20 protein-coding genes and 2 tRNA genes are annotated in these 18,862 nt (G+C 63.2%); 12 read left to right on the top strand and 10 right to left on the bottom strand.

The features are described 5' to 3' along the window. Nucleotides 1-63 precede the first annotated feature (63 nt). Both HT051_RS00610 and HT051_RS00605 read right to left on the bottom strand, forming a co-directional pair. A complete protein-coding gene (locus HT051_RS00610) occupies nt 64-1,014 on the bottom strand; it encodes a sulfotransferase family 2 domain-containing protein (protein ID WP_174540236.1) in 951 nt (316 codons plus the stop codon). A gap of 82 nt (nt 1,015-1,096) precedes the next feature. After that, nucleotides 1,097-2,302, bottom strand: a complete 1,206-nt coding sequence (locus tag HT051_RS00605) for a glycosyltransferase family 4 protein (protein WP_174540235.1) — start codon at nt 2,300-2,302, stop codon at nt 1,097-1,099. Between the two features lie 45 nt (nt 2,303-2,347). Here HT051_RS00605 and HT051_RS00600 point away from each other — a divergent pair, with 45 nt between their 5' ends. Continuing rightward, on the top strand, nt 2,348-3,154 hold the full coding sequence (locus HT051_RS00600) for a carboxylesterase (protein ID WP_174540234.1): 807 nt from the start codon (nt 2,348-2,350) through the stop codon (nt 3,152-3,154). On the opposite strand, the gene HT051_RS00595 is transcribed toward HT051_RS00600, so the two are convergent. Genes HT051_RS00595 through HT051_RS00585 form a run of 3 tightly spaced genes read right to left on the bottom strand, consistent with a single transcriptional unit; the run spans nt 3,151 to nt 5,871 of the window. Beyond that, entirely contained in the window at nt 3,151-4,008 is an 858-nt protein-coding gene (locus HT051_RS00595) for an SDR family oxidoreductase (protein WP_246810125.1), read from the bottom strand. The two genes, HT051_RS00600 and HT051_RS00595, sit on opposite strands and share 4 nt — an antisense overlap. Beyond that, a complete protein-coding gene (queG, locus tag HT051_RS00590; RefSeq protein WP_174540232.1) occupies nt 4,005-5,201 on the bottom strand; it encodes a tRNA epoxyqueuosine(34) reductase QueG in 1,197 nt (398 codons plus the stop codon). The genes HT051_RS00595 and queG overlap by 4 nt, the downstream gene beginning before the upstream one ends. Then, nucleotides 5,182-5,871 (bottom strand): glutathione S-transferase family protein, encoded by a 690-nt coding sequence (locus HT051_RS00585; protein WP_174540231.1) that lies wholly within the window; start codon nt 5,869-5,871, stop codon nt 5,182-5,184. Before HT051_RS00585 ends, queG begins: the two co-directional genes overlap by 20 nt. A gap of 100 nt (nt 5,872-5,971) precedes the next feature. Here HT051_RS00585 and HT051_RS00580 point away from each other — a divergent pair, with 100 nt between their 5' ends. After that, entirely contained in the window at nt 5,972-6,769 is a 798-nt protein-coding gene (locus HT051_RS00580) for an undecaprenyl-diphosphate phosphatase (RefSeq protein ID WP_174540230.1), read from the top strand. Between the two features lie 20 nt (nt 6,770-6,789). Here HT051_RS00580 and HT051_RS00575 read toward each other — a convergent pair whose 3' ends face one another. Beyond that, a complete protein-coding gene (locus tag HT051_RS00575) occupies nt 6,790-7,773 on the bottom strand; it encodes a complex I NDUFA9 subunit family protein (protein ID WP_174540229.1) in 984 nt (327 codons plus the stop codon). 140 nt (nt 7,774-7,913) lie between these two features. Here HT051_RS00575 and HT051_RS00570 point away from each other — a divergent pair. The 8 genes from HT051_RS00570 to ptsN all read left to right on the top strand — a co-directional run bounded on the left by HT051_RS00570 (nt 7,914) and on the right by ptsN (nt 14,536). Beyond that, nucleotides 7,914-8,000 (top strand) — tRNA-Leu (locus HT051_RS00570). Between the two features lie 85 nt (nt 8,001-8,085). After that, the gene (locus tag HT051_RS00565) at nt 8,086-8,700 is read left to right on the top strand and encodes a ribonuclease D (RefSeq protein ID WP_174540228.1); all 615 of its coding nucleotides are present in this window, start codon (nt 8,086-8,088) and stop codon (nt 8,698-8,700) included. A 210-nt stretch (nt 8,701-8,910) separates the two neighbouring features. Continuing rightward, on the top strand, nt 8,911-9,741 hold the full coding sequence (gene lptC, locus HT051_RS00560; protein WP_174540227.1) for an LPS export ABC transporter periplasmic protein LptC: 831 nt from the start codon (nt 8,911-8,913) through the stop codon (nt 9,739-9,741). Further along, nucleotides 9,741-10,682: an LptA/OstA family protein gene (locus tag HT051_RS00555; RefSeq protein WP_174540226.1), complete on the top strand. Its 942-nt coding sequence runs from the start codon at nt 9,741-9,743 to the stop codon at nt 10,680-10,682. Before lptC ends, HT051_RS00555 begins: the two co-directional genes overlap by 1 nt. Nucleotides 10,683-10,754: 72 nt before the next feature. Continuing rightward, nucleotides 10,755-11,600 carry an LPS export ABC transporter ATP-binding protein gene (gene lptB / locus HT051_RS00550; protein WP_371740593.1) on the top strand — a complete coding sequence of 282 codons (846 nt, stop codon included), beginning with the start codon at nt 10,755-10,757 and terminating at the stop codon, nt 11,598-11,600. 26 nt (nt 11,601-11,626) lie between these two features. Continuing rightward, nucleotides 11,627-13,192 carry an RNA polymerase factor sigma-54 gene (rpoN, locus tag HT051_RS00545; protein ID WP_174540225.1) on the top strand — a complete coding sequence of 522 codons (1,566 nt, stop codon included), beginning with the start codon at nt 11,627-11,629 and terminating at the stop codon, nt 13,190-13,192. A 222-nt stretch (nt 13,193-13,414) separates the two neighbouring features. Next, complete coding sequence (hpf, locus tag HT051_RS00540; protein WP_174542792.1) at nt 13,415-13,993, top strand: ribosome hibernation-promoting factor, HPF/YfiA family; 579 nt, start codon at nt 13,415-13,417, stop codon at nt 13,991-13,993. Nucleotides 13,994-14,071: 78 nt separating this feature from the next. Further along, nucleotides 14,072-14,536 carry a PTS IIA-like nitrogen regulatory protein PtsN gene (ptsN, locus tag HT051_RS00535; protein WP_174540224.1) on the top strand — a complete coding sequence of 155 codons (465 nt, stop codon included), beginning with the start codon at nt 14,072-14,074 and terminating at the stop codon, nt 14,534-14,536. A 391-nt stretch (nt 14,537-14,927) separates the two neighbouring features. On the opposite strand, the gene HT051_RS00530 is transcribed toward ptsN, so the two are convergent. Then, a complete protein-coding gene (locus tag HT051_RS00530; RefSeq protein WP_174540223.1) occupies nt 14,928-15,200 on the bottom strand; it encodes a DUF1150 domain-containing protein in 273 nt (90 codons plus the stop codon). Between the two features lie 6 nt (nt 15,201-15,206). Next, nucleotides 15,207-15,692, bottom strand: coding sequence for an Hsp20 family protein (locus HT051_RS00525; RefSeq protein ID WP_246810123.1), 486 nt, complete (start codon nt 15,690-15,692; stop codon nt 15,207-15,209). Nucleotides 15,693-15,877: 185 nt separating this feature from the next. Between HT051_RS00525 and HT051_RS00520 the strand changes: the two genes are divergently transcribed. Further along, a complete protein-coding gene (locus HT051_RS00520; RefSeq protein WP_174540222.1) occupies nt 15,878-16,624 on the top strand; it encodes an isoprenylcysteine carboxylmethyltransferase family protein in 747 nt (248 codons plus the stop codon). A gap of 152 nt (nt 16,625-16,776) precedes the next feature. On the opposite strand, the gene HT051_RS00515 is transcribed toward HT051_RS00520, so the two are convergent. Together HT051_RS00515 and HT051_RS00510 are read right to left on the bottom strand one after the other, a co-directional pair. Further along, nucleotides 16,777-16,852: transfer RNA gene (locus HT051_RS00515), tRNA-Ala, on the bottom strand. A gap of 151 nt (nt 16,853-17,003) precedes the next feature. Further along, complete coding sequence (locus tag HT051_RS00510; RefSeq protein WP_174540221.1) at nt 17,004-17,426, bottom strand: TIGR02300 family protein; 423 nt, start codon at nt 17,424-17,426, stop codon at nt 17,004-17,006. A gap of 103 nt (nt 17,427-17,529) precedes the next feature. Here HT051_RS00510 and aroA point away from each other — a divergent pair, with 103 nt between their 5' ends. Further along, complete coding sequence (gene aroA / locus HT051_RS00505) at nt 17,530-18,843, top strand: 3-phosphoshikimate 1-carboxyvinyltransferase (protein ID WP_174540220.1); 1,314 nt, start codon at nt 17,530-17,532, stop codon at nt 18,841-18,843. Nucleotides 18,844-18,862 lie beyond the last annotated feature (19 nt).

Raw genomic sequence — 18,862 nt, 5'->3', positions numbered from 1 at the left:
CCGCAAGATAGCGGTTCGTCAGGGTATTCGTAAGTCGTGTGTTTTTGCGCAAGGTAGGGATGGCTAGCCGAGCTGCGGCGCGTCGTCGTCATCCCAGCCGAACAGAGACGCCATTTGACGTTCCGGCGACGACCAGCGGCGGGCGATACGCCGGCGCGTCTGATAGATGAGCCGCGAAGCCTCGGCTGTCGGGAAGTTCTGCCCGGCACCTTGCTCGTAAGGCACGGGCAGGATCGAGTCGACGTCGCGCCCGGCATCGCGCCAGGTTTCCCAAAGACGCTGATCCAGATGATTTTCCTCACGGATTCGGGAAAGCTGCGCCGCGGTCAGGTCGCCCAGATACACCGGGCGCCAATCGGCGAACTCGCCCGCGCCGCTGAAGATGTTCTCCGGCGTTGCCGTGCCCGGTACTTTGAGATCCGGCGCGATCGACGCGATCAGCTCGCTGCAGCGGCTATAGTCGCCGACGAACCAGCAGCCGGCCAGGAACGCATTGACCCGCTCCCATTTCTCCGCGTCGCTCATCACCATCAGCTTGGCGTTCGGCGTCTCGAGGAAATTGCGCAGGATGAAATGGGTGACGAAATTCCGCCGCGTGGCGCCATAAGCCAGCTCGAAGCTGTAAGGCAGCCCGCCGCCGCGGATATAGCGCGCCATGCGGAAATTGTAATAGGAGACGAAATGGCTGACCGGGTCGCGCAGCAAAACCGTGCGCCGGACATCGCGGCCGCCGGCCACATTTTCCAGGGACGTTCCGATGTAGTGGCCGCTGATGGCCTTCAAGCCTGCCGGATGGGGCATGCCCGCCAGCGAATAGCGCGTGCGGAAAAACCGGGTCGGCCCTTTGCGCTTACGCGAACGGTAATAGCTCCCCTCGGGCGCGAATGTCCCAAGGTGACGGTCGATGGTGCGGCCCGCGCATTTCGGGACATGATAAAGAAAATAGAGCGGTTCCGACGAGGCGTTTTGACGAAGAGCCTCTCCCTGGAACGCGCTCGAGCTCTCCATCAACATGGTAATAAAAACTCCACGCCTCAATTCAGTCTCGGAGGATCGCACCGACAGGGTTAACAAGAGCTTACAGCAGAGGCGGCAACTATGGCTGTTTTGCGGCTAAACTCCGCCACGTGTCCAAGAGCCGCGCCCCCAAAATTTCATCATACACCTCAAGGGTTTGGCTTTGCATAGTGCGAAGTGAAAAAACTTCTCTTGCATGGGTTGTGGCGCGTGCCGCAATGGACTCGCGCTCAGCGTGTGACAGCGACAGCACCGAGGCCAGACGTGCTGCCAAACCGGCGCTATCGGCCGGCGGAACGATCCAGCCGGTGAAGGCCTTCCGGTCGGTGTTCTCCGGTATCAGCGTCTCGGGTGCGGCGCCGATATCGGTGACGATCACCGGCGCGCCCATCGCCTGCGCCTCGATGCTGGCGCGGCCGAAGGTTTCCGCCTGGGTCGAGGCAACGATGCTGATATCGGCGAGGCGCTGCGCCGCCGCCATGTCGGCGCAATGGCCGACCATCAGGACATGGTCGCCGAGCCCGAGCTGCGCGATCAGCTCGTTCAGCTCCGCAGCATAGCTCTCCCGGCCTTGCGCGCCGCCCGCCAGCACGAAGACGGTGTCGCCGAGCTGCCCCTGTTTCTGCAATAGCCCTGCCGCTTCAATCACATAGCGCTGGCCTTTCCAATGGGTCAGCCGCGCCGCCTGCAGCACCACCCGTGTCTTGGGCGAAATCCCCCACGCCTTGCGCAAGGCCTCGAGCCGCGCTTCGCTCACCGCCGCCGGATCGAAGGCCTCCGTGTCGATGCCGCGGAAGATCACCGGCATCTTCTCGTAAGGCGTTCCGTGCCGCTCATGCACCAGCTTGGCGGTGAAGCGCGAATTGGCAATCACCGTATCGCCCCGCGCCATCACGCTGTTGTAGAGCGTCTTGAACGGCGCCTTGCTGCTATAGGAGCCGTGATAGGTGGTGACGAACGGCTTGCCCGTCATCCGCGCCGCCATCAGCGCGCTCCAGGCCGGCGCCCGGCTCCGCGCGTGCAGCAGGTCGACATTGCGCTCAGCGATTATTCGCCGCAGCCGGAAGGCGTTGGCGATAATCACCGCCGGATTCTTGCTCGCCGCCTTCATATAGATGTTGATGCCGCCATCCTTGGCAATCTGCTCGGCGAGTGCTCCGCCCTCGGAGACCACCAGCGAGGTGGCGCCGGCGCGGGTCAGCGCGGCGTTGATCTCCAACGCGGATTGTTCGCTGCCGCCGGTTTCGACCCGGGGCACGATCTGCAATATGGTCGGTCGCGCCATTTCGCTCGCAAATGATGACAAGGCTGAACAGGGGAGCTTGATAAGGTGGACGGCACGGAACCGCAATTCCTGGATTTGGGACCGCAGCGCGGCACGCCGCAAGGCGCGCCCCGCAAAATCGCCTTCCGGTATGACGAAGGCAGTGCGGATGCGCCGGCCGGCATCCTCTGGCTTTCCGGGTTTTTGTCCGACATGGCGAGTACCAAGGTCAGCGCGCTTGCCGAATGGGCGGCCGCAAAAGACCTTCCGATGATGCGCTTCGATTATTCCGGCCATGGCGTCTCCAGCGGCAAGGTCGCCGACGGTGCCATGGGCGATTGGCTGGAGGAATCCATCGCCATCTCCGAGAGAATGGGCGACCGCCCGATCCTGCTGGTCGGCTCCTCCATGGGCGGCTGGCTGTCGCTGTTGCTCGCACGCCATCTGATCGAGACGGGAAAGGGCGATCGTCTTGCCGGCATCGTCCTCATCGCGCCGGCCTGGGATATGACCGAGAGCCTGATGTGGCATCGCTTCACCGACGAGATCCGCCGCGAGATCGAGGAGAAGGGCATCTACTACCAGCCCTCGCTCTATGGCGATCCATATCCTTTGAGCAAATTGCTGATCGAGGAGGGGCGCACGCATCTCTTGGCCGGCAGCCGCTTCGATCCGAAATGCCCGGTGCGCATTCTGCAAGGCATGGAGGACCCGGACGTTCCCTGGCGTCACGCCCTGGCCCTGGTGGAGATTCTGGCCGGCGGCGATGTCGAGCTCGATCTGATCAAGGATGCCGACCACCGCCTGTCGCGGCCGCAGGATATCGCCCGCCTGACCCGGACCATCGAAGGCGTGCTCGAAGAGATTGCCTAGAGCAGTGAGGCGAGGCCTTCCCGGTAGGTGGGATAGGCCAGTTCCACCCCCAACTCTGACTTGATGCGGGAATTGTCGATTCGCCGCCGGTCGGCATAGAAGCTCCGCGCCATGGGCGAGAGATCCGCCTCCTCGAACGGCACTTCCGGCGGCGGCGTCACCTCCAGAAGCTCGGCGGCATAGGCCACCACATCCTGCGGCGGTGCCGGCTCGTTATCGGCGACGTTGTAGATCGCGCCGCCGTTCGGTTTGGCGAGGGAGGCCTCCAAAACCGAAGCGATATCGGCGACATGGATGCGGCTGAACACCTGGCCCGGCTTGACGATGCGGCGGGCTTTCCCCTCCCGCACCTTATCCAGCGGGCTTCGGCCGGGCCCGTAAATGCCGGCCAGGCGGAAAATCTGCACCGGCACGCCTGTCGCCTCGCCGAAGGCCAGCCAGGCTTTCTCCGCGGCGGCCCGCGCCAGCGCCCGCTTCGATTTCGGATTGGGCGCCACCGTCTCGTCCACCAACGCCCCGCCCTGATCGCCATAGACCCCGACCGTGCCGAGATAGCCGACCCATTCCAGGCTGGAGAGCTTGCGAAGCGCATCGCCGAACAAGGCCAGCGCCGGGTCGCCCTCATCCCCCGGCGGGATGGAGAGCAGTAGATGCGTCGTGCCCTCTAGGAGAGGCAGGACGCTGGCCACATCCTCGGCCCCGGCAAAGCGCGCCATCGCGTAGCCCTTTGCGGCGAGCCGGGCCGCTTTGGCCGCGTCGCGCGAGGTGCCGGCGATCTCCCAGCCATCGCCCGCAAGCCGTGCGGCAAGCGTCTCCGCCGAAAAGCCGAGCCCGAAACAGAAGAGCTTGCTCACGCCGCTTGCTTCTCCCGCTGCCATTCGGCGGCTGTCTCGGGATCGGTCTCTGATTTGAGATAAAGAGGGCGCAGCGCGGCGATGCGGTCCGGCGCAAGACGCGACAGCGCCCACACCGCCATGGCCCGCACCAGAGACGACTCGTCCCCCAGCAGCGCCTCGACCTGTGGCACCAGCGCCGCCTCGTTCGAATTCCCCGCCGCGATCAGCACATTGCGCAAAAAGCGGTCGCGCCCGGTGCGCTTGATCGGTGTGCCGCGGAAGCGGTCCCGGAACGCGGCGTCGTCCAGTGCGAGCAGCTCGGCAAGGAACGGATTGTCGGCATCGGCCCGGATCGCTAGCTTGGTCTCCCGCGTCTGGCTCGCGAACTTGTTCCACGGGCAAACTGCCAGGCAATCGTCGCAGCCGAAGATGCGGTTGCCGATGGATGCGCGGAACTCCTCTGGGATATGCCCCTTATGCTCGATGGTCAGATAGGCGATGCAGCGCCGCGCATCGAGGCTGTAGGGCGCATCGAACGCCTCCGTCGGGCAGATATCGAGACAGCGCGTGCAGCCGCCGCAGTGATCGGCCTCCGGTTCGTCGGGCGCGATTTTGACCGTGGTGAAGATCGAGCCGATGAACAGCCAGGGGCCGAATTCCCGGCTGGTCAGCAGCGTGTTCTTGCCCTGCCAGCCGAGCCCGGCCTTGGCGGCGATGGGCTTCTCCATCACCGGCGCGGTGTCGACGAACACCTTCACTTCACCCGCCGTCATCTCCTGCATGCGGCGCGCCAGCGCTTTCAGCTTCTTCTTGATGATGTCGTGATAATCGGCCCGCTTGGCGTAGAGCGAGATCGCGCCTCTGGTTTTGTCCTTCAGCGCATCCAGCGGATTTTCCGTGCCACCGTAATTCATCCCCAGCACGACGATGCTCTCCGCCTCCGGCCACAGCGCTTTGGGATCCTTGCGCCGCTCGGCATGGGCCTCCATCCAGCCCATATCGCCATGCTTGCCGGCGGCCAGAAACGCATCCAGCGCGTCTGCCACACCGTCCGGCGGTTCGGCGGCAGCGAAGCGCACCACATCGAAGCCGAGCGCCTTGGCCTCGTCGGTGATGTGTTGCTTCAGCTCTGTGCCAGGATCTTTGGCCAAATCTGCGCCCTTGTTTTTTGCCCAGGGCGATGCGCCTGGATCAAAAATCGAGATCGGCATAGGTCTCCGCCGGGGTGAAGCCCGCCACGCGGTCGGCCAGAAGTGGCCGGAACGAGGGGCGCGACTTCAGAAGAGCATACCAGCTCTTGGCCAGCTCGAACTGCTCCCACGGCACTTCGCCGAGATAATCCAGCGCCGAAAGATGCGCCGCCGCGGCGAGATCGGCAAAGCTCAGGCTCTCGCCGGCGAGCCAGCTCCGCTGGTCCGACAGATGCGAAATATAGCTTAAGTGGTAGCGCAAATTCTCCCGTCCGGCGCGCATCGCATCGGCATCGGGCGAACCGCTCTTCGGGCCGAAGCGGCGGAACACCTTCTCTTCCAGAAGATAGCCGGTGACCTCTTCGTTGAATTTGCGCTGGAACCAGTCGACCAGACGGCGCACCTCGGCCCGCTCTTCCGCATTGCCCGGGAAGAGCTGGAAGCCGCGGCCTTGCGACGGCGCCGGCACGGTCTCGTGCAGATATTCGGAGATCGCATAGGCGCCGCAGACCGGCACGCCCTCATCTGTGACAAAAACCGGCACTGTGCCGGCGGGGTTCATCTGGATAAACTCCGGCCTCCATTCCCAGGGGCGTTCTTCCACTGATTCGAATTCGACATTGCACTCTGCGAGTGCAAGCCGGATCGACCGGGAAAAAGGGCAGAGTGGATACTGTAAAAGCTGGGGCATCGACCCGTTTGTGGCTTAGGCCATGAAAAGAATCGCGCGGGATGGCCGCTCCGTATAGAACCTGCACGCTGTCGTAACAAGGCGGCCAAAAGGGGGACAAATGTCAATCGAGCAGATCATCGTCCTTGCCGTAGTGCAAGGTATCACCGAATTCCTGCCGATTTCCTCCTCCGGCCATCTGGTTCTTATCCCCTATCTCACCGGTTGGCCCGACCAGGGCCAGTTCACCGATGTGATGATGCATCTGGGGACGCTGCTGGCGATTTTGATCTATTTCTGGCGGGATGTGCTGCGCCTGGCTGCGGGCACACTGGAACTCCTCGGCGGCAAGGTGACACGCGAGGGCAAGCTCGCCGCCTATATCGTCCTCGCCACCATCCCTGCGGTGATCTTCGGCCTGTTTCTGAAGAAGAGCGGCTTTGCCGATCTTGAGCGCAATGTCGTGGTCGTCACCTTCAACACCTTCTTCTATGGCGTGCTGATGCTGGTCGCCGACTATGTCGGCAAGCAGACCCGCACCATGGAGGACATGACCCTGAAATCGGCGATCTTCATCGGCGTCGCTCAGGCGCTGGCGCTGATTCCCGGCACCAGCCGGTCCGGCGTCACCATGACCGCCGGCCGCTTTCTCGGCTTCACCCGGCCCGAAGCGGCGCGCTTCTCGTTCCTTCTGGGCATTCCCGCCATGCTCGGCGCCGGCGTGCTCACCTTGGGCGATGCGCTTGCCGCCGGCGACAAGATCTCGTCCGACTCGTTCCTATGCGCCGGGCTGACCTTCTTCGCAGGCCTTGCCGCCATCGCCTTCCTGATGGCGCTGGTGAAACGGGTGAGCTTCCTGCCCTTCGTGATCTACCGCATGGTGCTCGCCGGCTTCCTCACCGTGCTGCTGCTGAGCTGAGCTGAGCCGCGGCGCCGGCCCTAGATATGGGCCGGCGGGTAGGGCGAGAACTGGCCGCGCGGCCGGAACCGCTCCAGATAATCCGGCACCACCGCCGAGATCGGCACTTCGCGGATATTCAGCCCGTCCAGCGTGCGGCCGTCCTTGATCGCCGCCGCGCTCACCACATTGTCGTTCCGCAGCATGCGCACCTGATCCGGCGTCAGCGGCGGATTAGGCAGCCATTGCAGGAACTGCGCCTGCAGGTTCGCCAGCCAGAACGGCAGATTGACCAAAAGCCGCTTGCGCTCGGTATAGAGCAGCACAAGCTGCATGATCTCTTTCATGCTCAGGACTTCCGGCCCGCCGAGCTCGTAAATCTTGCCCGCCTTGGCCTTGCTGCTGATCCCGGCCAGAACCGCCTTGGCCACGTCGCCGACGAAGACCGGCTGCAGTTTGGTATGCCCGCCGCCGATCAGCGGCAGCGCCGGCGAGATCCGCGCCATGGCGGCGAAGCGGTTGAAGAATTCGTCCTCCGGCCCGAACACCACCGAGGGGCGGAAGATCACCGCGTCGGGCATCACCTCCCGCACCGCCTCCTCGCCCGCCGCCTTGGTGCGGGCATAGGCTGAGTCGGATTTCGGGTCGGCGCCGATCGCCGAGACATGGATGAACGACTTCGCGCCCGCCTTTTTCGCCGCCTCGGCCACGTTGCGGGCGCCTTCGTCATGCACTGCCTTGAAGCTCTGCTTGCCTCCGGGCGCCAGGATGCCGGTGAGATTGATCACCACATCGGCGCCTTCCGCGGCCCGGATCAGCGAGTCCGGATAGCGCACATTGGCCTGCACGGCGTAGATCTGGCCGACCCCGCCCAGCGGCTGCAAATGCCCCGCAAGCCCCGGACGGCGCACGCCGACCAGCATCCGCGCGCCGGTTTTCGCAATCGCCTGCACCACATGGCGGCCGAGAAATCCCGATCCCCCAAAAATCGTCACCCGGCTGGAAACGCCAAGATCAATCGCCATATCAACCTCTCATCTCAATCGGCGCGCGGCATAAACGCATAAAATCACTATAGCCGCGCAAGAAGACAGGCTTAAGGCCTTCGATCCGATTGACAAGCCGGTGCGCCGATAATAGGCAAGGTGCCTCCAAGGCGATCTGGGCCCAGGTGGCGGAATTGGTAGACGCGCTAGCTTCAGGTGCTAGTGCCCGTATGGGCGTGGAAGTTCGAGTCTTCTCCTGGGCACCATTTCAGTCTTTGGTCTGGCCGGTAAGGCCTCTCCGGCAGAGGCATTCGGCGCGTCGGAGCGCCGGCCGGAAGATGAAAGCTGCTGATGAGCGTTGAACTGCATAAAGGCGATTTGCCGAAAGGCCTGTTCGACGGCGTCAAATCGGTAGCGATCGACAGCGAAACCCTCGGTCTGAACCCGCTGCGCGACCGGCTTTGCGTGGTGCAGCTCTCCGCCGGCGACGGCAATGCCCATCTGGTGCAGTTTGCCGCCGGCCAATACGAGGCGCCCGAGCTGAAGCGGCTTCTCGCCGACGAATCCGTCTTGAAGCTGTTCCATTTCGCCCGCTTCGACATCGCCGTGATGCAATATTATCTCGGCCAGATGACGAACTCGATCTATTGCACCAAGATCGCCTCGCGCCTGGCCCGCACCTATACCGACCGCCACGGATTGAAGGATCTTTGCCGCGAGCTGCTCGGCATCGAGATCTCCAAGCAGCAGCAATCCTCCGACTGGGGCGCCGCCGAGCTGTCGCCGGAGCAGATCCAATATGCGGCGAGCGACGTGCTCTATCTCCATAAGATCAAGGAGAAGCTCGACGCCATGCTGGCGCGCGAAGGCCGCACCGAGCTTGCCCAGACCTGTTTCGAGTTTTTGCCCACCCGCGCCGAGCTGGACCTGTCCGGCTGGTACGAGCTCGATCCCTTCGCCCACTAGTTTGCCCTTCGCCCATTAGGCTTTTGCCCGTTAGACTTGGCGCATTACAGCCTGTGCAATCCGGCATAAATGCCGGTAAAATCCGCCCTTAGGCGAGCGGGCGGCGCGAAGACCGCAACTTTTCGGTCGCAATGTGATCAAACTCGTCACGTTAGGCTCTCAACACAAACGCACCGGACCCAGCTCCTAAGGAGCATCGAGCAAGCACGCATGAGCACCCAGGCCTATAACGCGCCGCAACAGCACGAAGGCTTACGCTTCCGCACCGAAGCCGAGCGCGCCAAGGCTTTCGTGAACGCCTCGCGCCATTCGCGCCTGGTGCGCATCTTGCGCTTTGGGCTTCCCGGTTTCGCCGTGCTGATGACCCTCGGCTATTTCATCTCCTCCAGCATGAGCGTCACCGTCGGCGACGTCACCGCCTCGATCAGCGGCGTGGAGGTGAATGACGGCGTGCTGCGCATGACCAACCCGACCATGAAGGGCGTCGACAAGAAGAACGGCGCCTACACCATCACCGCCGAATACGCCGATCAGAACGTCAAGACGCCGAAGATCATCGAGCTTCACGCCATTACGGCCGACCTCAAGAACGGCCCCGACGGCTGGTCGCGCATGACCGCCGACCGCGGCACTTATGACAGCGAAAAAGAAACCCTGGTGATGAAGGACCGGATCGACATCTCCACCAGCACCGGCATCACCGGCGCGATGACCTATGCGGAGATGGATCTGAAGGAGCAGCTTTTGCATTCGCCGGTCCCGGTCTTGTTCGAGACCGAAAGCGGCACCGTGCGCTCCAAGGAGATGACCTGGCGCTCGGACAAGAAAACCTTGGAATTCAAGGGCGATGTCCGCGTGCATCTGACCCCGAAGAAGGCGCCGGGCGAGGATGCGCCCGCTGCCGCGCCGCAAGTGGCGGAGGAGACCGCACCGCCGCCTGCGCCGGAGCGGCGGCCCAGCGTTCTTCCCACGCCCCAGACCGGGCTCGGCTTTGCGCCAACCGATCCTGCGGCGCAGGGTGCAGCCGGGAGATTGCCCTGATGGCCCGTGTCCTGGCGCTCGGCCTCGCCGCTGCGGCCTGGCTGGCAACGCCCGGTCCTGCCGCCGCGCAAGCCCCCACGCCCGAGGCCACGATGGAGGCTCCGAAAGGCGCTTTCGGCGCTTTCGGCCAGAGCTCCGATGAGCCCATCGATATCAATTCGCAGAAGCTGACCATCTACGATGACAAGAAGCAGGCGGTCTTCACCGGCAAGGTGAACGCGGTGCAGGGCAAGACGTCGCTGCGCTCCGACCAGCTCGACGTTTTCTACAAAGGCTCGGCCAATCCCATGGGGGGTGGCGCGGCCGAACAGACCGAAGTCGCCGAGACGCCGGCGGACGATGCGCCGGCCGGGGAGGCGCCTGGCGGGCTTGGCACTCAGATCACCAAGATCGAAGCCAAGGGCAACGTCCACATCACCGGCGAGAAGAACCAGAGCACCACATGCAAATGGGCCACCTATGACGTGGCCGCCAAGACCGTGACCGCCGGGGGTGGCGTCACCATCAGGGACGAGAACAAGCAGACCACGAAAAGCGATACTGCGGTCTACGACATGGAGAAGGATACGGTCACCGTGCGCGGCAACGTGACCATCAATAGCGGCAAGGATCAAACCGCCACCAGCGACTGGGCGATCTACAATGTTGCAACCGAGCTGGTAACCGTAGGCGGCAATGTTGTGTTAACCCAAGGCAAGAATGTGCTAAAGGGGAGTAAGCTTGTCATAAATATGAAGACAGGCGAAAGCCGGTTTGAAAATCCGGGAGATAGTGCCGCAAATAACCGTATTCGTGCTCTGTTCATGCCGCAGGAGGACGGTAAGGGCAAGAAAGCGGGCGCGGCCGGCTCGAAGCAGAAGGGCGCGGCGCGTGCATCGCAGAGCAATGGAAACGAAGCCGAGACGGCACCGATCCAACTCGTCCCGGATAGCCAGCGATAGAGCTTGCCTCCCGTGCCTCGTGCAGACGGATTGGGACCGGACGTCCAGGAAACCGACGTAACGGAAGGGTCAGTGGGCAAGTTGTTATCGTTCCCAGACCATCGGGAAGGCGCTGAGCAGGGGGTTCGTCCCCAAGACCAGCGACCCCAGAACCAGCGCCAAAATCCTCAGCCGACCGCCCGGCCCGCGCCGCAGGCAGGCTGGCTGATGGTCCGTTCTGTCGTCAAAAGCTTCAAGAAGCGCACCGTGGTGCGCGGCGTCAGCCTGGATATCCGCCGCGGCGAGGCGGTCGGCCTGCTCGGCCCCAACGGCGCCGGCAAGACCACCGTTTTCTATATGATTACCGGGCTAATACCGCCGAATAGCGGCACCATCACCATCGACGGGCGCGATGTGACGCGTTTGCCGATGTACCGCAGGGCCCGTCTCGGGATAGGCTATCTCCCGCAGGAAGCCTCTATTTTCCGGGGTCTGAGCGTTGAGGATAATATTCTCGCCGTATTGGAGATGGTCGAGCCCGACCGCGATGCCCGCCAGGCTCAGCTCGACTCGCTGCTCGACGAATTCCGCATCACGCGGCTTCGGAAATCTCCGGCGCTGGCGCTTTCCGGCGGTGAGCGCCGCCGCGTCGAGATCGCGCGCGCCCTGGCCACACGCCCGTCTTTCATGCTCCTCGACGAGCCCTTCGCCGGTATCGATCCCATCGCCGTTAACGACATTCGCGCCCTGGTGCGGCATCTTACCCAGCGGGGCATCGGGGTGCTGATCACGGATCACAACGTCCGCGAGACCTTGGAGCTCATCGACCGGGCATACATCATCTATGATGGCAACGTGCTGACCCACGGGACGGCGCAGGAAGTCATCGCCAACGAGGATGTCCGTCGCGTTTATCTTGGTGAGCAGTTCAAAATTTGATCGGCTGTTTGTGGAGTAACAGTTAGATGTCGATCGCAACGAAGCTGGAGTTCCGGCAGGCGCAGACCCTGGTCATGACGCCGCAGCTGCAGCAGGCCATCAAGCTGCTGCAACTGTCGAATCTCGAGTTGATCGATTTCGTCGACCGGGAGTTGGAGCGCAACCCGCTGCTTGAGCGGGCCGAGACCGATGAGCCTGCGGGGAACGCGAACGGCGCCGCCGAGCCTGCGGGCGGCGAGCGGGAGAGCCGCGCCGGCGACGATGAGAACGGCGGCGACGGCGATTGGGTCGACCTGCAATCCAAGGACAACACCGCTTCCAGCGACAGCATCGACGCCGACCCGCAGGATATTTTCCCCGACGGAGAAGCCGCCGCCCCGCCCGCCTTGCACGATTCCGGCTGGAGCGGCATTAGCGGCGGTGCTGGTGCCGGCCCGCAGGGCTTCGAGATGGGCGAGGGCGATGCCCCCAATGTCGAGGCCTATGTCGCCGCCGCGACCACCTTGCGCGCCCATCTCTCCGAACAGCTGCTGCTCAGCGTTTCCGATCCGGCAATGCGGCTGATCGGCCAGCACCTGATCGATACCGTCGACGAGACCGGCTATCTGCAGACCGATCTGGAGACCGTCGCGGAGATCCTCGACGCCCCGCTGGATCAGGTCGAGGAGACGCTCAAGATCATGCAGGGCTTCGATCCGTCAGGCGTCTTCGCCCGCGATCTTCGCGAATGCCTGAGCCTGCAGCTGAAAGAGATCGATCGCTGCGACCCGGCCATGGCGGCGCTGATCGAGAATCTGCAGCTCCTCGCGGCCCACGACCTGCCCGGCCTGAAGCGCATCTGCAAGGTCTCCGACGAGGATCTGCGCGAGATGATCGCCGAGCTGAAGCGCCTCAACCCGAAGCCGGGCTTGGTCTTCGGCGCCGCTCCCACCCAGCCCATCGTGCCGGATGTGCTGGTGCAGCCGCTGCCTGACGGCAGCTGGTATGTGGAGCTGAACTCAGAGACCTTGCCGCGCGTGCTGGTCGATCAGGCCTATTACGCCAAGGTCTCCAAATCGACCAAGTCGAAGAACGACAAGAGCTACCTGTCGGAATGCTTCCACACCGCCAACTGGCTGGTGAAGAGCCTGGACCAGCGCGCCCGTACTATTCTGAAAGTGGCCGAGGAGATCGTGCGTCAGCAGGACGGCTTCTTCACTTATGGCGTCCGCCATCTGAAGCCGCTCAATCTGAAGACCGTGGCCGACGCCATCCAGATGCACGAATCCACCGTCAGCCGGGTCACCGCCAACAAATACATGGCCACCAATCGCGGCCTGTTCGAGCTGAAATATTTCTTCACCTCATCGGTGCCGGCGGCGGGCGATGGCGATGCTCATTCGTCGGAATCGGTGCGCCACCGGATCAAGGAAATGATCGACTCCGAGCACGCGCAAGACGTGCTCTCGGACGACAAAATTGTGGAGAAGTTGCGCGATGACGGAATCGATATCGCCCGCCGCACGGTCGCGAAATATCGCGAGACTCTGCGGATTCCGTCCTCGGTGCAGCGCCGCCGGATCAAGCGTATGGCTCTGCGCGCGAGTGCATAAGCGCGCCGATGCTCTTGTTTGAAAAAAGAAAAAAATTGAGGAGCCAAACTTGCCCCCAACGCGTTTGACACCCATCTCAGGTCGGTCTAGCTTCCGGCCCCGCAAAAAGGGTGGGATTGGCCGCAGGCAGCGCCCGGCGCTTCGAGCCGGCACATGTGGCACCTTCTTACGCATCGGGCTTGAAGCAGGCGAAGAAGGCGTATCGAAAGTCTCCCAGTGGCGATGACCATACAAGTTACGGGCAAGAACCTCGATGTCGGCGAGGCGATGCGGGAATATGTGCGCGACCGCATCGCACATACATTCGACAAATATCTCGGCCGCGAGCCCTCCGGGCATGTGCGTATCGAGAAGGAACATGGACAGTTTCGCACCGCCTGTCTGGTGCATCTGTGGCAGGGCATGTCCCTGGAGGCGGAAGGCCGGGCGCCGGATCCGCATCAGAGCGCCGATCTGGCGTGCGAAAGGCTGGACAAGCGACTGCGGCGCTATAAGCGCCGGCTGAACGATCATAGCGGCGAGCGAGCCGCGAAGAGCGAGGGCACGGCGGCCGCGACCTATGTGATTCAGGCCTCGCCGGAGACCGAAGACGAAGCGGAACATGGGGATAACCCCGTGATCATCGCAGAATCGGAGCAGCTCGTGCATGATATGACCGTGAGCGACGCGGTCATGCAGATGGACCTCTCCGATCGCCCGGTGGTTGTTTTCCGCAATGCCGGAAGCGGCGCGGTGAACTTGGTCTACCGCCGCAGCGACGGTCACATTGGCTGGATCGATCTGGCCGGCAAGAAGGCGTGACGAGAAAGCGTAACGCGTAAGGCGTAAAGCGCACCGGACCCAGGCCGCTTCGGCCGGCAGTTGGACGGAATTTGCAGGATGGAATTAGGGGATCTGATCAGTCCGGAGGCGGTCTCGCCTTCGCTCAAGGTCAAGAACAAGAAGCAGCTCTTGCAGGAGCTTTCGGCGCATGCCGCCAAGCTCACTGGCCTGGAGGAGCGCGATATCTTCGACACGCTGCTGCAGCGTGAGCGCTTGAGCTCGACCGGGCTCGGGGAAGGCTTGGCCATTCCCCACGGCAAGATCGCAGGGCTCCGGCATATCATCGGCATCTTCGCCCATCTGGCGGTGCCGATCGATTTCGATGCCGCCGACGGCAGGCCGGTCGATCTGGTGTTTCTGCTGCTGGCGCCGGAAGGGGCCGGAGCCGATCACCTGAAGGCGCTGGCGCGCGTCTCGCGGCTGTTGCGCGACCGCCACGCGCTGGAGAAGCTGCGCGGCTCCAAGGACCGCAACGCGCTCTATGCCATCCTCACCGAGGAAGCCGCCTCCGACGCGGCCTAAGGCATTCGCCAAGACCTCATGGTGAGGGCGCCCGCCAAGCGGGCGCGTCTCGAACCATGAGGCCCGGAGCGGAAGCCTCCAAGAAAGCTGCTACCAAGGAAATTGTCGGCACGTCGTCATCTCCGGGCGTGACCCGGGGGAAAAGGTGCCGACACCTCCCCCTGCAAGGGGGAAGTCGAATTGGCTTTAGCCAATTCGGGTGGGGGTCACTTGCTTCGCAGCAGCACCTCTATCGTATTGAGCGAGCCAAGATCTACGAGACCCCCACCCCGACCCTCCCCCTTGCAGGGGGAGGGAGATCCGCGCCGCCAGTCCCAAAAACGCCAACGCCCGGCGAGGGCCGGGCGTTGATCGTGATCGTTAGATCGTCTTGGCTTTTGCGAGCCGAGCCTTAGTGCACGCTGACCGGCACCAGGTCGTTCTGCATCACATTGGCGACAGCCGAACTCCAGCTATCGGTCAGGGCCAAGGGCGTGCCGTCGGCGCCGAGCACCGCGAACAGGTTGATACCCTCGGGCGCGTGATGCAGCGCCGGGAAAAGCTTCTGCGCCACCTGCGGATCGAGCTGCTTGATATAGGCCACTTCACCGTCGCCCAGCATCGCAAGCTCTCCTTCCGAGATCGGCAGAGGCAGTTGGCTCTCTTCTTTTTCGTGCTCGTTCATCGACTCTTACTCCTCATGCGAAGGACGTTGCGGTGCCCTTGGCCCGTGGTTGCCGCCGCCTGTAGCGACGATCCCCACCTTGCGCACCGGATCCGCTTTCCGGAGACGCCGAAGCTCGATGGTCAAAAGACCATGATCGAGTTCAGCCTTGCAGACTTCGACGTCCTCCGCCAGCCCGAAGCTGCGTTTGAACTGTCGCGCCGCGATTCCCCTGTGGAGATAGTCGCGGTCCCTGCCTGCGTCGTCTTCGCCTTGTGCGCCTTGGATCACCAATTCGCCATGACCGACTGTGACTTCAAGCTGTTCCCGCTTGAAGCCGGCCACGGCCAGGGTGATACGCAAGAGCTGCGCTTCATCCGCACCGGGGTTCAAAAGCTCGACATTGAAGGGAGGATAACCGTCCGGTTTGGACCGTCCGGCGCCGTTTTGGCTGCCTTGGCTGTTGCCTTGGCCTAGCCACACTGCGCCGTTAAGAAGTACCATCCGCGACATCGAAAAGCCCTCGCTTTCAAGCGGCTTCAGAGATATCCCGGTTCGTTTCGAAGCCCTATCAAGGCACCCCGAAAACGCGTCCGGCCCATAATTAGGCGCCGAACGTCACCAGTTGCGCTATATATGGGGGCCTGTGTTTTTCATTACAAGCCGCGCCACGCGGCCGGAATTTTGAGGGACTGGCCATGATCTTCGATGACATGACTCGGCAGGGAAACCGGCTCTTCCGCTATCGGTCCTTCCTGCCTTTTCTGATCGTTCCGCTTGCCGCTTACTATTTCTACGGCTTTATCTCCGCCGCCAATTTCGAGAGCGCCGACATCGTCGTGCAGCATATCGGCTTAGGCATCTCGCTGCTGGGGCTGGCCTTGCGCGGCTTTACCGTCGGCTTCACCCCGGCCAACACCTCGGGGCGCAACACCACCGAGCAGAAGGCCGACGAGCTCAACACCACCGGCGTCTATTCCATGGTGCGCCACCCGCTCTACACGGCGAATTACATCGTTTTCGCCGGCTTCCTGCTGCCGTTCCAGAGCTTGAGCTTCTTCCTCATCGCGACGCTGGCCTTCTTCGTCTATTACGAGCGCATCGCCGCCGCCGAGGAGGTGTTCCTGGAGGGCAAGTTCGGCGAGCGCTACCGCAGCTGGGCCGCCAAGACCCCGGCCTTCTTCCCCAATCCGCTATTGTGGAAGGCGCCCGCGCGGGGCTTTTCCTGGCGCAAGGTGCTGCGCCGCGAGCCGCCGGGCTGGGTGCTGGTGGTGAGCTATTTCGCCCTTTTCGAGCTGATGGACGACGTGGTCTTCGAGCATGAGCCGCTGACCGCCTGGCTCGTCCGCGAGCCCGACTGGGCCATTTTCCTCGCCCTCGGCCTCACCCTCTACGCGGTCTCCAAGATCCTGCGCAAACGCACCACGCTGCTGAACGTGTCTTAGGCGTCCGCGCGCCGGCTCGCTTCATCGTAGATCCGTTGTGGGAAAAGAAACCGGGCGCCTAGGCGCTCGCCAGGACGCGACTGCGTCCCGGCCGTTAGGCCGCCCCATCGGAGCCGTGAGCGAAGCTCACTGGCGTGAGATATAAGAAAAGATGGTGGAGCCAGGCGGGATCGAACCGCCGACCTCGTGAATGCCATTCACGCGCTCTCCCAACTGAGCTATGGCCCCATCTTGGGTTTTTTTGGAAGCGCCGCCTCGGCCGCGCTCGGCCCCTGCATCTAGGCCGTCCGCGCGCCCGGTTCAAGTAAAATGAACGTTGGGCGACAAGGGAGTGCTCAATACCCTTGTGCGGCGCCCGATGCAAGGTTCGATACGAGCCTTAAGTATCGTCGTCGTCGTCGTTCGAGCCGCCGATAATGCCGCTTACGCCGCTATCGTCGTCCTCGTCGTCTTCCAAAAAGGCGTCGTCGTCGCCGTCATCGGGGATATCGGCATCGTCCTCGCCGAGATCGCCCAGATCCTCGTCGTCGTCGTCCTTCGAATCGCCATCCGAGCCCTCATCCGCCTCTTCCAGGCTGATGATCTCGGTGTCGTCGGTTTCGGTCACCTCCTCGACATCATCGGTGACTTCCGAGGTTTTGGCCTCTTCCGTCGGCGCCGCCGCTCGGCTACGACGTCCCGATGATGGCATCTGGTAAACCGCCTGACATACGGGGCAAGTAATAGGCGACCGGTTCAGGTCGTAAAACTTGGCCCCACAGCTCGGGCAAACGCGCTTGGTCCCCCGTGCGGCTGTCGACATTTCCGCTCCTCATGTCCATCAAACGATTTTTTCACCCCATTGCCACGGCTTTCGAGTGCTGTCAAAAGCTAATGGAACTGGTCGCAACATCATCGAAAAGACAATGTCCCAACCTCTGACCGCTCGCCGCTCCGAGGGCCTCACCGGTCGTCTCAAAGTTCCCGGCGATAAGTCCATTTCTCACCGCGCCCTGATCCTCGGGGCGCTCGCCACTGGGCGAACCCAAATTACCGGCCTGCTCGAGGCCGAGGATATCCTGGCCACCGCCCGTGCGCTCGTCGCCCTCGGCGCCGACATCGCCAAGGACGGCGATGGCTGGCAGGTGACGGGCCGCGGCGTCGGCGGCTTGCGCGCCCCCGAAGCCCCGCTCGATTTCGGCAATTCCGGCACCGGCGCCCGGCTGATGATGGGCGTCGTCGCCGGTCACGCCATGACGGCGGAGTTCACCGGAGACGAATCGCTTTGCCGCCGCCCCATGGGCCGCGTGCTGACCCCGCTGCAGGATATGGGGCTGGAGGTGGAAGGCGAGAGCACCACCTTGCCGCTCACCTTGTGCGGCACCCAGGACCTGATCCCAATTCGCTACGAGCTGCCGGTTCCCTCCGCCCAGGTGAAGTCGGCGATCCTGCTGGCGGGCCTGCATGCGCCGGGCCGCACCAGCGTGATCGAGCCGGTCCCGACCCGCGACCACACCGAGCGGATGCTGCGTTATTTTGGCGCCGAGATCGCCGTGGAGGACCGCGACGGCAGCGGCAAGATCGTCACCGTCGGGGGCGATGCGGAGCTGAGCGGCGTCCAGATCGCGGTTCCCGCCGACCCGAGCTCGGCCGCATTCCCCATCGCCGCGGCGCTGATCGCCCCGAATTCGGAAGTCGTGATCGAAGGCGTTCTGATGAACCCCACCCGCACCGGCTTTATCGAGACGGTGATCGAGATGGGCGGGGATATCGAGATCCTCGACCAGCGCGATGCCGGCGGCGAGAGCATCGCCGATATCAAGGTGAGATCCTCCAAGCTGAAGGGCATTACCGTGCCGGCCGAGCGCGTGCCGAGCATGATCGACGAATATCCGATGCTCGCCTGCCTTGCCGCCTATGCCGAGGGCGAGACCCATATGGAGGGGCTCAGCGAGCTGAAGGTGAAGGAGAGCGACCGCCTGGCCGCCACCGCCGAAGGGCTTGCGGCTTGCGGCGTGGAAGCCCGTATCGAGGGCGACGATCTCATCGTGGTCGGCATCGGAGCCGTCAAGGGCGGCGCTACCGTGACCACCCATATGGATCACCGCATCGCCATGGCCTTTCTGGTGCTCGGCCTGGGGGCGGAGGAGCCGGTGAGCGTCGATGACGGCACCATGATCGCCACCAGCTTCCCCGGCTTCGTCGATCTGATGACCGGGCTTGGCGCGAGAATCCGCTAGGGCCTTAACCGCTAAACCT

The organism is Methyloligella sp. GL2 (assembly GCF_013341275.1).
Taxonomy (GTDB): Bacteria; Pseudomonadota; Alphaproteobacteria; order Rhizobiales; family Methyloligellaceae; genus Methyloligella.
The sequence above is the reverse complement of the archived record's forward strand: the minus strand, read 5'-3'. Positions and strand labels throughout refer to the sequence as shown.